General features: G+C 69.6%; 14 protein-coding genes and 2 pseudogenes. 4 read left to right on the top strand and 12 right to left on the bottom strand.

The features are described 5' to 3' along the window. Positions 1 to 229: 229 nt before the first annotated feature. The 5 genes and pseudogenes from ACFYO0_RS19485 to ACFYO0_RS19465 all read right to left on the bottom strand — a co-directional run. Positions 230 to 873 (bottom strand): annotated as a pseudogene (locus ACFYO0_RS19485) (iron chelate uptake ABC transporter family permease subunit); the annotation flags it as partial. Between the two features lie 243 nt (positions 874 to 1,116). Further along, a pseudogene (locus ACFYO0_RS19480) lies at positions 1,117 to 1,332 on the bottom strand (iron-siderophore ABC transporter substrate-binding protein); the annotation flags it as partial. Positions 1,333 to 1,533: 201 nt separating this feature from the next. Further along, positions 1,534 to 2,349, bottom strand: a complete 816-nt coding sequence (locus tag ACFYO0_RS19475) for a VOC family protein (RefSeq protein WP_388677160.1) — start codon at positions 2,347 to 2,349, stop codon at positions 1,534 to 1,536. A gap of 99 nt (positions 2,350 to 2,448) precedes the next feature. Then, a complete protein-coding gene (locus ACFYO0_RS19470; RefSeq protein WP_388677157.1) occupies positions 2,449 to 2,859 on the bottom strand; it encodes an SseB family protein in 411 nt (136 codons plus the stop codon). A gap of 85 nt (positions 2,860 to 2,944) precedes the next feature. After that, a complete protein-coding gene (locus ACFYO0_RS19465) occupies positions 2,945 to 4,459 on the bottom strand; it encodes a hypothetical protein (protein WP_388677154.1) in 1,515 nt (504 codons plus the stop codon). A gap of 216 nt (positions 4,460 to 4,675) precedes the next feature. Between ACFYO0_RS19465 and ACFYO0_RS19460 the strand changes: the two genes are divergently transcribed. Then, positions 4,676 to 5,740 (top strand): protein kinase family protein, encoded by a 1,065-nt coding sequence (locus tag ACFYO0_RS19460; RefSeq protein WP_388677152.1) that lies wholly within the window; start codon positions 4,676 to 4,678, stop codon positions 5,738 to 5,740. Positions 5,741 to 5,755: 15 nt separating this feature from the next. Here the strand turns inward: ACFYO0_RS19460 and ACFYO0_RS19455 are convergent, their stop codons facing one another. Genes ACFYO0_RS19455 through ACFYO0_RS19440 form a run of 4 tightly spaced genes read right to left on the bottom strand, consistent with a single transcriptional unit; the run spans position 5,756 to position 9,433 of the window. After that, positions 5,756 to 6,301, bottom strand: a complete 546-nt coding sequence (locus tag ACFYO0_RS19455; protein ID WP_388677606.1) for a hypothetical protein — start codon at positions 6,299 to 6,301, stop codon at positions 5,756 to 5,758. 44 nt (positions 6,302 to 6,345) lie between these two features. Continuing rightward, complete coding sequence (locus ACFYO0_RS19450) at positions 6,346 to 7,218, bottom strand: carbohydrate ABC transporter permease (RefSeq protein ID WP_388677149.1); 873 nt, start codon at positions 7,216 to 7,218, stop codon at positions 6,346 to 6,348. Next, the gene (locus tag ACFYO0_RS19445) at positions 7,215 to 8,153 is read right to left on the bottom strand and encodes a carbohydrate ABC transporter permease (protein WP_388677146.1); all 939 of its coding nucleotides are present in this window, start codon (positions 8,151 to 8,153) and stop codon (positions 7,215 to 7,217) included. The genes ACFYO0_RS19450 and ACFYO0_RS19445 overlap by 4 nt, the downstream gene beginning before the upstream one ends. After that, the gene (locus tag ACFYO0_RS19440; protein ID WP_388677143.1) at positions 8,150 to 9,433 is read right to left on the bottom strand and encodes an ABC transporter substrate-binding protein; all 1,284 of its coding nucleotides are present in this window, start codon (positions 9,431 to 9,433) and stop codon (positions 8,150 to 8,152) included. The genes ACFYO0_RS19445 and ACFYO0_RS19440 overlap by 4 nt, the downstream gene beginning before the upstream one ends. 177 nt (positions 9,434 to 9,610) lie before the next feature. Here ACFYO0_RS19440 and ACFYO0_RS19435 point away from each other — a divergent pair, with 177 nt between their 5' ends. The 3 genes from ACFYO0_RS19435 to ACFYO0_RS19425 all read left to right on the top strand — a co-directional run bounded on the left by ACFYO0_RS19435 (position 9,611) and on the right by ACFYO0_RS19425 (position 12,400). Further along, positions 9,611 to 10,957, top strand: a complete 1,347-nt coding sequence (locus ACFYO0_RS19435) for a Gfo/Idh/MocA family protein (protein WP_388677140.1) — start codon at positions 9,611 to 9,613, stop codon at positions 10,955 to 10,957. A gap of 233 nt (positions 10,958 to 11,190) precedes the next feature. Further along, positions 11,191 to 11,883 (top strand): haloacid dehalogenase type II, encoded by a 693-nt coding sequence (locus ACFYO0_RS19430; RefSeq protein WP_388677136.1) that lies wholly within the window; start codon positions 11,191 to 11,193, stop codon positions 11,881 to 11,883. 76 nt (positions 11,884 to 11,959) lie between these two features. Continuing rightward, positions 11,960 to 12,400: an SRPBCC family protein gene (locus ACFYO0_RS19425; RefSeq protein WP_388677133.1), complete on the top strand. Its 441-nt coding sequence runs from the start codon at positions 11,960 to 11,962 to the stop codon at positions 12,398 to 12,400. Positions 12,401 to 12,472: 72 nt separating this feature from the next. On the opposite strand, the gene ACFYO0_RS19420 is transcribed toward ACFYO0_RS19425, so the two are convergent. The 3 genes from ACFYO0_RS19420 to ACFYO0_RS19410 form a co-directional block, all read right to left on the bottom strand. Beyond that, positions 12,473 to 12,910 carry a VOC family protein gene (locus ACFYO0_RS19420; RefSeq protein ID WP_388677129.1) on the bottom strand — a complete coding sequence of 146 codons (438 nt, stop codon included), beginning with the start codon at positions 12,908 to 12,910 and terminating at the stop codon, positions 12,473 to 12,475. Between the two features lie 33 nt (positions 12,911 to 12,943). Continuing rightward, complete coding sequence (locus ACFYO0_RS19415) at positions 12,944 to 13,387, bottom strand: helix-turn-helix domain-containing protein (RefSeq protein ID WP_388677126.1); 444 nt, start codon at positions 13,385 to 13,387, stop codon at positions 12,944 to 12,946. 400 nt (positions 13,388 to 13,787) lie between these two features. Continuing rightward, positions 13,788 to 14,990, bottom strand: coding sequence for a glycoside hydrolase family 6 protein (locus ACFYO0_RS19410; protein WP_388677124.1), 1,203 nt, complete (start codon positions 14,988 to 14,990; stop codon positions 13,788 to 13,790). Between the last annotated feature and the right edge of the window lie 5 nt (positions 14,991 to 14,995).

Raw genomic sequence — 14,995 nt, 5'->3', positions numbered from 1 at the left:
CTCACGCGGGCACATGGATGGGGTCCGGATCCTAAGCGGAGTAGGCGAGATCCGGCGCTGTACCGCGCCCCGTCAGCTCAAGGGGCGCGGATCTGTGTCGAGGTACGGCTCGACCAGCGCCCCGTGAGGGGCGCGGGGCTGTGACATATACGGCTCCGCCGCGCGGGCGCGACCAGCCACGACGGACCCGCAGCGTCGAACCGTCGTCCCTGCGGAGCGCTTTCGCGCACTACCGTCGGCTGCGCACCAGCAGGTGCAAGAAGTACGGCGTACCGATCACCGCCGTCATCAGGCCGGCGCCCAGCTGGGCCGGCGCGATGACCGTACGGCCCAGCAAGTCCGCCGTACACACAAGCGTCGCGCCGAGCAGCACCGCGACCGGCACCACCCGGGCGTGCTGCCGGCCCACCAGGGCCCTGGCCGCGTGCGGTGCCACCAGTCCCACGAAACCGATCGTCCCCGCGGCGGCCACGGCGGTGGCGCTGAGCAGGACGGCCAGCGTCAGGAAGCCGAGGCGTCCCCGGCTCAGGCCGAGCCCCAGAAGCCTCGGGGTGTCCTCGTCGAGCGACACGAGGTCGAGCTCGGTGCGCCGCAGGGATGCGACGAGCAGGCCCACGGCGAGTACGGCCGCGAGGGGCGTCACGTCGGGCAGGGTCCGCCCGTAGGTGGAGCCCGACAGCCAGGTGAGCGCCATCGTCGCGTTGAACGGGTCGGTGAGGATGATGAGCAGGCTGATCAGGGCGGACGCCCCGGTGGCGACGCCGAAGCCGACGAGGACGAGGCGGTTCTGCTGGAACCCTCCCCGCGCGGCCAGCCCGAACACGAGGACGGAACTGATCGCGGCCCCGCGAACGCCGCACCGGCCACGCTGGCATTCTCGGCAGCCGGGAGGCGATGACGACGGACGCGTCCGCCGGGTCGGCCCGTCCGGTGAGCGCCTTCCAGACCTCGGGCGCGCCGACCGCGGCCGTGCCCTGCGTGATGTCCACGCCCGCGAGGGCCGCGACCAGCAGGACCAGGCGGCCGTCACCCCGACCGCGCCCGACCGCGCCCGTCCGGGACGTGGCCGCCGACGGACGGGTGGCGGGGGGTGCGGGTGCGGTCACGGCCATGGTGTTACTTCGTCAGCGCGGCGACGACGGCGCCGATGTACGCCCCCATCGACTCGGGACCGCCGAACATCCAGATGCCGTCGGGCAGCCGGTGCACATTGCCCTTCTCGACGAACGGCAGCGACGTCCACACCTTGTCCTTGGCCAGTGCGCCCGTGAAGGGGGTGCTGGTCTTGTCGCCGTCGTTGCCGATGTACGCGAACTGCACCTCGTCGCCAAGCCAAGGTGAAGGTCGGCCAAAAGGGAAACGCCGTGCGGGGACGGGCAGCTGGCGCGGGCGCCCGGCGTGATGGCCGACCGGTGACCGGACGACGGACAGCATCTCGTCCGAGCGGCGGTCCGGTCGTCCGGACGGTGGTCCGGGCAGTGCGCAGGACCGCCCGGGCCGTTCGCGGGTGCTTCTGATGGACCCCCGCGGGCCTCAGCCCTGCGCCGGGGTCGCCGGAGTCTCCGGCGTGAGTACGACGAAGTCCGCGTTCGACGGGTCGAGGCAGACTGCCATGCGGCCCACGCCCTCCGCGTCCGCCGGGCCCATCTGGACACTGCCGCCGTTCTCGGTGACCTTGGCGACCGCGGCGTCGCAGTCGGTCACGGCGAACACGGGGTGCCAGTACGGCACCCCGCTCGCCAGCGCGAGATCCTCCTTGCTGAGCTCCATGACGCCGCCGAACATGCGCTCCTCGGGAAGTCCGGAGGGGGTGATGAGGGAATACGAGCCCCCGCCGCCCGGCAGCTCCATGTCACCGAACTGCCAGCCGAAGACACTGCCGTAGAACTCCTTCGCGGAAGCGGCGTCGCTGGTGTACAGCTCCGTCCAGGACAGCGAGCCCGCCTCGTCCGCCAGCTCGAAGCCCGCCTGCTTCCCCGGCTGCCAGACGGCGAACTGGCCCCCGAGCGGATCGCTGTACTGCGCCATCCGCCCCCAGTCGTCCAGGTCCCTGGGCTCCACCCGCACCGTGCCGCCCGCACTCTGAACGGCCCGGGTCGTGGCGTCCGCGTCGGTGACGGTGTAGTAGATCATCCAGGCCGAGCGGGCGCCTTCCTCGCTGAGCTTGCCGAGCCCGGCGACGGTCTTGCCGTCCTTCTTGAACATCCCGCCTTCCATGTCGCCCCCCTCGCCCATGGATTCGTACTCCCAGCCGAGCACCGCGCCGTAGAAGGCCGCGGCGGCCGGGACGTCGGGGGCACCGAGGTCGAGCCAGCAGGGGGAGCCGGGAGTGAGGTCAGTGGTGATCACGGCGATTCCCTTTCGCAGGTCCTGTGTCTCATCAGCGTGACACCCACCACTGACAATCGCCCGTCGGTCACTCTCGTACGGGCCCGGGACGCCGCCCTGTCACCGCTGGCAGTGGGAGAGCACGCTGCGTACGGCCGCGGAGGTGAAGGTGACCGCGTCAGGGTGGCCCAGGTCGATGGCCAGGGTGAGGTCGGCTTCGGTGGGCCAGTTGGCTGCCAGGATCTCGAGTTGCAGCTGCCGGTAGCAGTGGATCTCGGGGAAGGCGTCCGAGAGCCGTTCCTCGCAGGTGAAGACCACGACGGCCTGGGTTCCCGGCGGGTACTCGAGTACGGGCAGCGTCATCATGTCCGTGTCCTCGGCATCATGGGCGGCGATGTCGGCCGGCAAGGGCACGAGGACATCGGAGGCGATCAGGGTGTCCAGGGCCGACGGGTCGTAACGGTGGCGCTTGAGATCGCGCAGGGCGTCCTGCGCCGCGGCCGTGAGCACTGCCTCGGGAATGGCGATCATGGCCTTCGTCCTCAGTGCGTTGCGGTTCCGGACGGGGGCGTTTCCCGCGTACCCCAGGTGAGACAGGGTATGCCTGCCGACGCGGTCATGCGTCCGCGCCCCCGTCCCCTGGCACGGCGGGCGCCACGTAGATCCGCACCTCACCGATCCGGTGGTGCGGCCATGTGCGGGCGTACGCGGGCGGCTGTTCCCCCGGCGTGACGAGCGCGGCGACCGGCAGCCGCCGGGCGGTTCGCTCGATCTTCTGAGGGGTGGTGTTGGCGTTGTTGCCGTCGGTGTTGGCGGAGGAGCAGCCGGTGTAGAAGGCGATCGGGATGGCCTCGTACTCGGTCAGCAGGCATGGCGGCCGTACGCCGAGCCGGTGCAGCTCAGCTGCCGTGTGGGCCCAGTCGCGGCGGGCGGCGTGGGTACGGTCCACGATGTGGTTCAGCACCGCGTACTGGATCGCGAGGTGCCCGACGAGACCGAGCGCCACCAGGGTCACGGCGACTTTCCGCCGCGTTCGGCTCCGCGGGGTGGTGACCAGGTGGACGAGCGCGGCTGCGACCGGGAGCGCCAGCAGTGCGTAGGCGGGCTGCAGGAAGCGTGGTGCCGCATATCCGATCAGGAACAGGTAAGGGAAGGCGGCCGTCGCGGCGCAGGTCAGGGGCAGGAGCGTGACGGCCGTGCGGCCCGCCCGGACCGCGACCGCGAGGCCGAGGGCGGCCAGCAGGGGCAGGACGAACCACCAGATCAGCACCGCCGGGTGCGGCCACGGCGCGGTGCACGGGCGGCACAGGGTGCGGCCGACCAGGGAGCGCAACTGGTCGTCGACGGCGAGGTTCCAGCCGAGGCCGCCCTGGACCAGGGAGGCGTCGGCCAGCCGTTGCCTCAGCCCGCCATAGGCGACGTACGCCTCGACGACCCACTCGAGCGCCCCGGCCGCCAGCCCCACGACCAGCGACGCCAGCAGTGGCCATCGCCGCCAACGGCGCACGCACACCAGCACGGCGAGCAACGGCAGGGTGGCCCAGACCGCGTCGGTGGGCCGCATCCCCGCCATCAGCGCCGCGCTCAGGCCGACGCCCCACAGCGCCGCCCGGTCGAAACGGTTCGCCTGGGCGCGCAGGAAATATCCGACGAGGGCCACGGCACCGATCGCGACCCAGTAGTTGGGCATGACCTGCGGCCCGTAGAACAGGGTCACCCACAGCGTCGCGAACAACCCGCCGGCCAAGGCCAGCACGCCCATGGGGAACATTCCCCGCCAGGCGCGCAGTGCGAGGAACAGGCCGAGTCCGGACAGCAGAGCCAGATACACCCGCAGCAGTTCCGTGGAGGTCGACCACGAGGCGACGGGGGCGGCCAGCAGCGAGATGCCGCGGGCGCGCGGCGCGCTGAAGAACGCCGCCGGGGCCTGCGGGCTGACCTGACTGACGTACACCACCTCGTCCCAGCCGAGGCCCATCCCGGGGCGTACGAGTGTCAGTTGAGCGAGCGTGAAAGCACCTGCCACGAGGGCGAGCCCGCTCTGACCGCCGAAGCGCCGCGCGGTGCGGGCCCGTGACGACGGGCGGCGCCGCTCGGCGTCGACGAGCGGGACGTGCAAGGTCTTGGGCATGTCCACCCTTCACCCCGGCCTGAAGAGACCCGGCCTGAATCCAGTCCGAAAATAGTGAAAAACTATCAAACGCGGACAAATTAGCGCACGCCATGCAGGGGCGCAGCGCGGCACGGAGGGAGAGGGCCATCTGGTCGCCCGAAAGGAGGTACGTAGAGTGGCGGCCATGCCGGGAGACGGGTGGGCGCGGTAGTGGCGGAGCCAGATTCCCTTGACATGTCACGCGGTGCCCGGCTGGCCGCCCACAGCGCCGTCTCCACGACGCTCGCCCTGTGCAGTGATCATCAGCTGCGCGAACTGGTGGACACCGCCGTGCCGTTGGGTTCCGGAATCGGCGGGAAGTCGGTGCTGATGGAGGTCGCCGGACGCCCGGTGTTCGTGAAGCGGGTGCCGCTCACCGACCTGGAGTCGCTGCCGGAGAACGTCCGGTCCACGGCGAACCTGTTCGGGCTGCCCGCCTTCTGTCAGTACGGCATCGGTGCCATCGGCCATCCGGGCTTCGGGGTCTGGCGGGAGCTCGCCGTGCACATCATGACCACCAACTGGGTGCTCGGGGACGCTTACCAGGGCTTCCCGTTGCTGTACCACTGGCGCGTTCTGCCGGACACGTCGCAGTCACTGCCCGAGGAACTGGCGGATGTGGACCGGGCCGTCGCCTACTGGGGAGGCGGGCCGGGGATACGCCACCGGATCGAGGCGCTCGGCCGGTCATCGGCGAGCGTGGCGCTGTTCCTGGAGTACATCCCGCAGGACCTGCACACCTGGCTGGCCGAACGGATGCGGACGGACGACGCGAACGCGGCCTGCTCCCTGGTGGAGCGGGAACTGGAGGCGGGCGTCTCCTTCATGAACGCGCGCGGGCTCCTCCATTTCGACGCCCATTTCCAGAACATCCTCACCGACGGCCGACGCCTGTACTTCACCGACTTCGGTCTCGCGCTCTCCTCTCGCTTCGAGCTGTCGCAGAGCCACGCCGATTTCTACGACCGGCATCGCCTCTACGACCGCGCCTACACGATGACCTGGCTGGTGAACTGGCTGCTCAAGGACCTGTACGACTACGAGCGGGAGGAGCGCCAGGTGGCGGTACGCGCATCCGCCCGGGGCGAGCGCCTCACGGGAATCCCCGACGCGGCGGCGGCGATCATCGCCCGCTGGGCACCGCTGGCCGCGGTGGTCTCGGGCTTCAACCACACGTTCCTTGACGAGAGCAGGGAGACCCCGTACCCGGTGGAGGAGATCCACCGGGTCAGCGAGAAGTACGGCCTGCCCCTCTCCTGACGGATGCGGGTCCCCTCAGGCCCGTCCGGACAGCCGTACGTCGATCGCCGTCAGCGCCAGCGCCAACGGCCCCGGCGCCAGAAACGCCAACGGCAGCAGCATCCACGCGCACAGCGCCGCCGCCACCACGGCCAGGAGTACGAGACCGCTGCCGCCCACATCCCGTACGGAATCCCGGGCCGCCTCGCGCACCGCCGCGCGCCAGTCGGTGAGGGACTCCGGGCGGGCGCAGGCGCGCAGGCCGACGACAGCGGCGTACGTACCGATGAGCGCGGCGACGGCTGCGAAGAGCGGCGCGCCCGGCAGGCCCGCCCGGGCCAGCGCCAAGTCGGCGAGCAGGAGCAGCACGCCCGCCGCGGACAGCGCACCGGCCGCGAGGTCCCCGGCCCGCAACCGTCGCCGCAGCACCGCAAAGTACCGTCCCGCCGTGGCGGGTTGGTCCTCCCGCGCACCGCGCAGCACCGCGCACGCCGTGGACAGGGCCGTCGGCAGCGTGACGACCGGCAGCGACACCAGCGCCGTACAGACCCCCACACTCAGCACATCCGCGAACAGGGTCATTCGCGGTCCGAAGATCTCGCCCGTCTCGCGGGCCTGCCCGGCGCTCACCCCTTGATCCCGGAGTTCGCCATGCCCTCGACCAGGAAGCGCTGGAACGCGAGGAAGAACAGCACGATCGGCAGCAGCGCGATCACCGACATCGCGAACATCGGGCCGAAGGCCGACTGGCTGGAGGCGTCCACGAACTGCCTGAGTGCCAGCGTGAGCGTGAACTTCTCCGGTGAGAAGAGATAGATCAGCTGGGTGAAGAAGTCGTTCCAGGTCCAGATGAAGGTGAAGATCGCGGTGGTGATCAGCGCGGGCCTGGTCAGCGGCAGGATGACGCTGAAGAAGCTGCGGAACGGCCCGGCGCCGTCGATCCGCGCCGCCTCCTCCAGCTCACGCGGCAACCCCCGCATGAACTGCACGATGAGGAAGACGAAAAACGCCTCCGTGGCAAGGAACTTGGGCAGGATCAACGGCCAGTACGTGTTCACCATGCCGAGCTGGTTGAAGATGATGTACTGCGGTATCAGCACGGCATGGTGCGGCAGCATGATCGTCGCGATCATGAACGCGAACAGCGGCCCGCGGAAGCGGAAGCGCAGACGTGCGAAGGCGTACGCGGCGAGGGAACAGCTCAGTACGTTCCCGATGACGGCGCCGCCCGCGATGAACAGGGAGTTGCCGAGCAGCCGCCACACGGAGACCTCGTTCACGCCCTCCAGAGCGGTCGAGTAGTTGGACCATTCCAGGCTGCCGGGCAACAGGTTGAGGCTGGCGATCACCTCGTCGGCTGGCTTGACGGAGGTCGCGAGCAGCCAGGCCAGCGGATACAGCATCACCAGGAGCGCGGCCAGGCAGCCGGCGTGCAGGGCCACGCGCCGCCAGGCAATGGGCTTGCGTACGGCGGGAGTTGCGGCGGTTGAGGTGGTCATCGGTCCCCCTCGGAAGCGTAGAAGACCCAGGAGCGCGAGGTCCGGAACAGTACGGCGGTGACGGCGCCGATCACGAGGAGCAGAATCCAGGCCATCGCGGAGGCGTAGCCCATGTGGGAGGCGACGAAGCCGCGGTCGTAGAGGTAGAGGGTGTAGAAGAGCGTGGAGTCGGCCGGGCCGCCCTTGCCCGCGCTGATGGCGAAGGCGGGGGTGAAGACCTGGAAGGCCTGGATGGTCTGGAGCACCAGGTTGAAGAAGATCACCGGGGACAGCATGGGCACGGTGATGGACAGGAACTGCCGCCACCGGCTCGCCCCGTCCACAGCTGCCGCCTCGTACAACTCCCCCGGGATCTGCTGGAGTCCGGCCAGGAAGATGACCATCGGCGCGCCGAACTGCCACACCGTCAGCAGTGCGATGGCCAACAGCGCCCAGCCGGGCTGATTGACCCAGCCACCCGTCCCGAGCAGGTTGTCGACCGTGCCGCCGTCGTTGAAGACCGCCCTCCATACGAGGGCGATGGACATGGAGGCGCCGAGCAGGGAGGGTGCGTAGAAGGCCGAGCGGTAGAAGCCGCGTCCGCGCCGCATGGACTTCAGGGCGAGCGCGACGACCAGGGCCAGGCCGAGTTGGAGGGGCACGGCGATCACGACGTACGTGAGGGTCGCGACGACCGAGCGCCAGTAGCGCGGGTCCTCGGTGAACATCTGCGTGTAGTTGCGCAGGCCCACCCACTGCGGCGGGTTGAACAGGTCGTAGTCGGTGAAGGAGAGATAGAGCGAGACGGCCATCGGGAGCAGCGTCAGCACGGCCGCGCCGAGGACCCACGGGGAGAGGAACACCCAGGCGGCGCCCTCGCGCCCGCGTCGCGGGGGCTTCTTTCCGGTGGCGGTCTGCCGGGTTCGTACGGCCGTCGGCATCTCGGTGGTGGTCATGACCGCAGCTCCGCCTTCGCCTCGGTGATGTAGTTCTCGGCTGCCTCGCGGGGCGACATCCGCTCGTACGACACCTGGTCGTAGTCGCGCATGAAGGTGGTCTGCAGGGCACTGTCGCCCGAAGGCGGCGCCTGGGGCGGGGCGTTGAGGTCACCGTCCACGGAGGCCTGGTAGTCGGCGATCGTCCTGTCGAAGTCCTTCAGCCCGGGCGCGATCGCCTCGCGGACCGTATCGTTGACGGGGATGCCGCGGGTCGCGCCGAGGATCTTCGCCGCGTCCATGTCGTTCAGCATGAAGTCGACGAACCGGGCGGCCTGCTTGGGGTGTTCGGAGGCCTCGGCGACGCCCATGAACATCGACGGCTTGAAGTACTGGCCGGGTGTCCCGTCCTCACCCGACGGCATGGGCGCCAGGGTGACTCCCCCGGGGACGAGAGCGAGGAAGCCGCTGGCGGGCGCGTCCCAGTTCATGTCGGAGATGGCCTTGCCACGGCCCAGCGGGGTGTTCTCGACCGTGCCGTCGAGCTGGGTGGTCTCCTCAGCGGGCGAGACGGCACCCTCGCGGCGCAGCTTGTCGGTGAAGGTCCACCACTCGGTCAAGTCGTCGGCGGTGAAGCCGAGTTGTCGGTCCTTGGTGTAGAGGTCCTTGCCCTGGCCGCGCAGCCACACCTCGAAGCAGTCCTCGCTCTGGCCGGGGTCGGTGCCGCCGGGCTTGCCGGTCTCCTTCGCAAGGGCGCGCATCGCGTCGGCCCAGTCGCTCCAGGTCCAGCCCTCGCGCGGCAGCTCGACGCCCGAGGCCTTCCACTGCTTCGCGTCGTACGCGGTCGTCTCGGTACCGCGCGCCTGGGGGATCGCGTACTGCTTGCCCTCAACGACGCCCGTGGCCAGCAGGCCCTTGTCGATGTCGGCGGTGGTGAGCGCGGACCTCTGCTGCGCGAGGTCCAGGAGGACGCCACCGGAGGCGTACTGGTCGATCATGCGGTAGTCGAGCTGCATCACGTCGGGGGCGTCGCCACCGGCCGCCTGTGTGGCCAGCTTCTGCTTGTACGGCTCGTATCCCGAGAACGACGTCTGGATGTCGATGCCGGGGTTCCGTTCCTCGAACAGCGCGACGGCCTCCTCGGTGCGGGCCGCCCGGTCCGGGTTGCCCCACCAGGTGTAGCGCAGCACGACCTCGCCTCCGCCGGCCGAGTCGCCGGATCCCGAACAGCCGGTGAGCGACGCACAGAGCGCCAGCACCGCGGCCGTCACGCAGGACCTCGTTGTCCTGTTTCCGGGCATGTGTGGGGTCACCTCTCTCGGGCAGAAAGCGCTTGCGAGCAAAACGACCCTAGGTATCGTCCGGATGTCCGTACAAGCCCTCGTGCGCCACTTCCCTGGAACTGTCCGGGATCTTCACCGGCGGAACTGCCACGGCTCTTCGCCGGAGTCATCGACACCCAGCGAACGGAGACATTTATGAGTTTTGAGACCGAACGGCGCCGCCGTCGCTGTGCCGTGGTGGGGCTGGGCGCACGGGCCCGGCTCTTCACCGAGGCGCTGGCCGGTCCCTACGCAGACCGGATCGAGCTGGTGGGTTTCTGCGATGTCAACGCGCACCGCATGGCCGTCCACAACGAGTGGCTGGCCGCCGACCACCCCGGACGGGCGCCCGTACCGGCGTACGCGGCCGAGGACTTCGAGCTCATGCTTCGTGATGAGCGCGTCGACCTGGTCGTGGTGTGCGGCGTGGATCGCACGCACGATCAGTACATCGTGGGGGCTCTGGAAGCGGGCTGCGACGTGGTCACCGAGAAGCCGATGACGACGGACGCCTCGCGGGCCCGGCGCATCCTGGACGCCCAGCGGCGCACGGGCCGCGAGGTACGGGTCGCCTTCAACTACCGCTACAACCCGGTGCATTCAGCCGTCCGTCAGTGCCTGTGGTCCGGCGAGATCGGCGAGATCGGCTCGGTGCACTTCGAGTGGCTGCTCGATCTGCGGCACGGCGCGGACTACTTCCGGCGGTGGCACCGCGACAAGGCCAACTCCGGTGGCCTGATGGTCCATAAGGCGACTCACCATTTCGACCTGGTGAACTGGTGGCTGGGCACATCGCCCGAGACGGTCTTCGCGCAAGGCGGTCTCTTCTTCTACGGGGAGAGTGCGGGGCGGCGGCGAGGACTTGCGCGTTCGTATATGCGGGCTCATGGCGACCCCGCCGCCGACGGCGACCCCTTCGCCGTACGCCTTGCGGATTCGCCCGTGCTTCAGTCGCTGTATCTCGACGCCGAGGGGGAGGACGGGTACCACCGCGACCAGAACGTCTTCGGCCCCGGCGTGACGATCGAGGACGACATGGCGGTACTCGTGCGGTACGCCTCGGGCGCGACGCTGACGTACCACCTGACGGCGTACGCCCCTTGGGAGGGCTACCGGGTTTCGTTCAACGGGAGTTCGGGGCGGCTGGAGCTGCTCGTGGAGGAAACGACGTGGACCCGCCCGGACGCCGTCGGGTCGGAGGGCTCGAGTCCTGTCATGCACGGCTCGGCGGCCGACGATGAGGCGGGCCGTACCGAGCTGCTGCTGCGGCGCTTCTGGGAGCCGCCGCGTGAGGTGAAGGTCTCGACGGGCGAAGGCGGCCACGGGGGAGGGGACGTCCGCATGCTGGCGGACCTGTTCGGCGAGCGGACGGAAACCCCGGATGCCCTGGGCCGCGCGGCGGACGCGACGGACGGGGCGCGGTCCCTGGTCACGGGGCTGGCGGCGAATCGGTCGTTCGAGACGGGGGCAGTGGTCCGGGCTCGGGATTTGCTGGACGTTTGAGGGGTTCGGTTCCCGCGGTTGAGGGGGTGGGGTGGGGTCGTGGGGGTGGGTGCGTGCGCGTTCGGGGTGGCTGGTCGCGCCCACGATGGGGGGTCCCGTCGCGAACACGGCTTTGCTGAACGGCGACTGCCCCCGGCAGGTGGATCCGGGAATGTCACAGATCACCCAGACGCTGTCCCATGCACAGCCGGAACCGTCGCGCCCGCACCCGTCCACCGTCAACAGGAGACCGAATGCCCGATGCGAGTGACATCGAGGTCGTCGTCTTCGACATCCTCGGAACGATGGTCGACGAGCCAGGCGGGCTTCGAGCGGCCATTCGCGACGCGGTGCCCGCGTCCGACGATGCGTCGGTCGACCAGCTGCTCACTGTGTGGCAAGAGCATGTCGAGCACGAGCAGCGACGCATCGAGGAACAAGGCCGGGCGTACGCGAACACCGGGATCATCGACCGCGAGGCAGCTCAACGCGTAGCCGACTGTGCCGGGCTCACCGACCCGGAGGCCATCGGGCGACTGGCTACCGCGAGTCAGCGCCTCAAGCCCTGGAACGACTCCGTCGCCGAACTCACGCGCCTCGCGCGGCGATTTCCTGTACTGGGGCTCTCCAACGCCAGCCGCGCGACGCTGCTCCGACTCAACGCATACGCCGGGCTGCGCTGGCACCAGGCGTTGTCCGCCGAGGATGCCCGGGCCCACAAACCCGCACCGGAGGTCTACCGGCTCGCGATCGACGCGGCAGGATGCCCACCGGAGCGTGTGCTGATGGTCGCCGCCCACGCCTGGGACCTCCGCGGAGCTCAGACGGCGGGAATGCGAACCGCCTACGTTCAGCGACCAGTCGGGGATCCTCCGAAGGGGACCGACACCTTCGATTGGCGGTCAAACACCTTGGAGGAGTTGGTCGCCGAGCTGACGGCGACGTAGCACGCCGATCTGATCGGCGCCGCCCCACGCGGGCTCTGCGAGTCACCCGCGCGGCTAGCCTGCCTACGATCACCTCATGGTCCTCTTCCTCCTGGAACGCGTAGCTCCGAGTCCCGTCGACCAGGTCTGGCGGCGGCTGACGACATGGGAACGCCATGGGGACGTCGTACCGCTCACCCGGGTCACCGTCGTCACCTCGCCGCCGACCCGGGAGGGCACGGTCTTCGTGGCGCGATCGGGAATCGGCCCCCTCACGTTCGACGACCCGATGGAGGTCGTCACCTGGCGACCGCCGACGGAGGGACGCTCAGGGATGTGCCGCCTGCTCAAGCGTGGGACCTTCGTGACGGGGTGGGCCGAGATCGCGGTGCATCCATACGGGAACGGAGGTTCACGGGTGGTGTGGCAGGAGGAACTGCGCGTACGCCGACTGCCGACCGCCTTCGACCGGCCACTGGCGTGGGTGGCCCGGTGGATGTTCGGGCGCGCGGTGGACGGGTTGTTGAAGCTGCCTTGATCGCCGTGTCGGCGCTCATGTGCAATCCCCAAGCATCTGCATGATCAGCTTCACGTACCCTGCGGATTCGGTTCAGTGCCGTTCCGGATCGAACTCCAGCACCTGCGTGAGCCGGATGTTGTTGCCCGACGGGTCCCTGAACGACGTGTCGATCCCGTACGCCTGCGCCGTCGGCGGGTCGTTGAACTCGACGCCACGCGCGGACAGTTCGTCGTACGCGGCCTTGCAGTCATCGGTCTCCAGGAACAGCGTGCCGCCCGCACCCTTGGCCACCAGATCCGACAGCTGGTCGCTGCTCGCCTCGTCCAGCATCGGCTGCCCCGGTATCGGCATCAGCACCAGCGCCGGACCGTCCCCGCCAGGCGGGGCGACGCACAGCCACCGGAAGCCCCATGTCTCCATCGCCACGTCCGCCCGCACCTCCCAGCTGAGTTTCTTGGTGTAGAAGTCAAGAGCCTCGTCCTGGTCGTGCACCCAGAACTGCGCATTGGCGATCTTGATCGTCGTCATGGTCGCTCCTCGGTCGGTTGCCTGGAATCGACGCTAGGCAGTCGGCAACGCCGTGTCTTCTCGAAACGTACGGTTTCGTGGCCGTCCGTAGGTCATCGCCACACAGCGGGGGATGCGCACATGCCGTGCGGCGGGCGGGTGCGCCGCCCGGTACACCTGCGGGGTCATCCCGTACATCCTCCGGAAGCTCGTCGTGAACGAACCGATGCTCTGCACACCGACGGCGACGCCGATCGCGGCCACCGTCCAGTCCGTCGCAAGCAGCAGGGCGGCGGCCCGCTCCAGGCGACGGGTCAGCAGGTACTGGTGCGGCGATTCGCCGAACGCGGCCTTGAAGCGGCGGCTGAAGTGGGTAGGGGACAGCGCGGCGGCCGCGGCCATGTCGGCCACGGTGAGTGCCTCGGAGTAGTGGGCGTCCGCGAGATCCCTGGCGCGGAGCAGGTGACGAGCGATCGGAACATGGGCCACGAGACCCATTGTGAGGCCACCGGGACCCGCCGCTCCCGGAAGTCTCTGTGGCCGGCCGAGGGCATCCTGTGGCGATTGCCTGGGAGGTTCCGGTCCTGCCTGGCACCCTGTCGCACACCGCCGAACCGGGCGGGCACGGTCCGAGCCGCGGAATGAGTGCCCGCGGCACTCCCGCAGGGGGTCGGCTTCGGCCGTGCGGAGCTCATCGCCCCGACTGCGACATTCCGTCCACGAGCTGGCCCAAAAGGACATCTCGGATGCCCTGACCGAAGTCTGTCGGGGTGATCAGTACGCCGAAGACCAGCACGATGACCACGGTCATCTTCTCCGAGTCGGCCGAATCCCTCGGATGCCCGAGCAGCGGGCGCGTCGGCCAGGCCGGCCCGCTGCTCGTCGAACTCCTGGGCCCTCAAAATCCGCCCAGAATCGGCGGATTGGCCAACCGCACCAGTTCCAGGGCCTGTTCGGGGAACCAGTCCCCCGCATCAGGGTCGACCATCCCGCGCTCCGGGTCCTCCGGACCCTCCGTGCCGCGCAGGCACAGCCCGTCCGATTCGCCCGGGATCTTGATCCACAGCCGGGCGTCGTGGAGCGGGTCGCCCGTGCGGAGGGTGGGGCGGGTGCCGAGGCCGCGGTCGGGCGGGTTGCACCAGTCCTGGGGGTCCGTGTACTTCCCCGGGGGCGGGGTCCACGGGCCCCGGCCGTTGCGGCTGGAGTCGGTGACGAAGTGCTTCATACGGGAGGGTGGTACGCGTACGTTCTCCTCCAGCCAGGCCCGGGCGTCGGCGCGTGGCCAGCCCTGGTGGGGGCAGTCGGCCACGTCGCCGCCTCCGTCGACGTACGCGAGGCAGGACGAGATGAGCTTGCCGTACCAGGAGTTGGCGTCGTCGGTCTGGTAGTTGGACGTGTTGGTGTAGAAGCCCGAGGAGCGGGCGATGCCGCCCTTGAGGAGGCGGGGGACGATCGAGTTGACGGTGTGCCAGCCGGGGTGGCCCGTGTCCAGGTACACCCGCGTGCCGCGCAGCGGTTCCAGCTTGTCCACCGCATAGTTGACCTCGGTGTAGCGGGCGGCGGTCAGCGTGCCCTGCGCGTCGTCCTGGCCGCAGTCGGCGGGGACGAGGGCGAGGGAGTCGGGTTCGAGGACCACGAGCGCGTCACGGCTGCCGATCCCGCGCGCGACCGCGTCGATCCACGCCTTGTACTCGGCCGTGTTGGAGGCGCCGCCGCCCGAGTAGTTGGAGCAGTCGCGGCCGGGCACGTTGTAGAGCGCGAAGACGGGCAGGGCGTCGTCCTGGTCCGCATCGCGCGCCACCTCGCGGATCAGCCGCTCGACCTGGGGCGGCGTCTGGTCGCCGTACCAGACCGCCTGCGGCGTGCGTGCCATGGTCAGGATGCCTGCCGCGTCGCGGAGTTGGCCTGCCCGGGTCAGCTCGAAGGCCTGGCGGTACGCCGCCGGGTTGGCCTCGGGGACGTACAGGCCGGGTCTGTGCCGATCGGCATCCGTCGCATCCGTCACAACATTCGCCACATCCGCCGCGCCTGCCGCCGGCGCGCTCAGCACAGAGGCCAGGCCAACCAGTAAGGCAGCCAGGCCTGTTGAGATACGTCGCATGGGTT

The sequence above is a fragment of the Streptomyces sp. NPDC006365 genome (genome assembly GCF_042870755.1).
Taxonomy (GTDB): Bacteria; Actinomycetota; Actinomycetes; order Streptomycetales; family Streptomycetaceae; genus Streptomyces; species Streptomyces xiangluensis.
The sequence above is the reverse complement of the archived record's forward strand: the minus strand, read 5'-3'. Positions and strand labels throughout refer to the sequence as shown.

Excerpts from the sequence above, each read along its gene's own strand:
- ACFYO0_RS19470 (WP_388677157.1), bottom strand. The coding sequence starts at position 2,859 with ATGATCGCCATTCCCGAGGCAGTGCTCACGGCCGCGGCGCAGGACGCC.
- ACFYO0_RS19465 (WP_388677154.1), bottom strand. The coding sequence starts at position 4,459 with ATGCCCAAGACCTTGCACGTCCCGCTCGTCGACGCCGAGCGGCGCCGC.
- ACFYO0_RS19460 (WP_388677152.1), top strand. The coding sequence starts at position 4,676 with ATGTCACGCGGTGCCCGGCTGGCCGCCCACAGCGCCGTCTCCACGACG.
- ACFYO0_RS19455 (WP_388677606.1), bottom strand. The coding sequence starts at position 6,301 with ATGACCCTGTTCGCGGATGTGCTGAGTGTGGGGGTCTGTACGGCGCTG.
- ACFYO0_RS19450 (WP_388677149.1), bottom strand. The coding sequence starts at position 7,218 with ATGACCACCTCAACCGCCGCAACTCCCGCCGTACGCAAGCCCATTGCC.
- ACFYO0_RS19445 (WP_388677146.1), bottom strand. The coding sequence starts at position 8,153 with ATGACCACCACCGAGATGCCGACGGCCGTACGAACCCGGCAGACCGCC.
- ACFYO0_RS19440 (WP_388677143.1), bottom strand. The coding sequence starts at position 9,433 with ATGCCCGGAAACAGGACAACGAGGTCCTGCGTGACGGCCGCGGTGCTG.
- ACFYO0_RS19435 (WP_388677140.1), top strand. The coding sequence starts at position 9,611 with ATGAGTTTTGAGACCGAACGGCGCCGCCGTCGCTGTGCCGTGGTGGGG.
- ACFYO0_RS19430 (WP_388677136.1), top strand. The coding sequence starts at position 11,191 with ATGCCCGATGCGAGTGACATCGAGGTCGTCGTCTTCGACATCCTCGGA.
- ACFYO0_RS19425 (WP_388677133.1), top strand. The coding sequence starts at position 11,960 with ATGGTCCTCTTCCTCCTGGAACGCGTAGCTCCGAGTCCCGTCGACCAG.
- ACFYO0_RS19420 (WP_388677129.1), bottom strand. The coding sequence starts at position 12,910 with ATGACGACGATCAAGATCGCCAATGCGCAGTTCTGGGTGCACGACCAG.
- ACFYO0_RS19415 (WP_388677126.1), bottom strand. The coding sequence starts at position 13,387 with ATGGGTCTCGTGGCCCATGTTCCGATCGCTCGTCACCTGCTCCGCGCC.
- ACFYO0_RS19410 (WP_388677124.1), bottom strand. The coding sequence starts at position 14,990 with ATGCGACGTATCTCAACAGGCCTGGCTGCCTTACTGGTTGGCCTGGCC.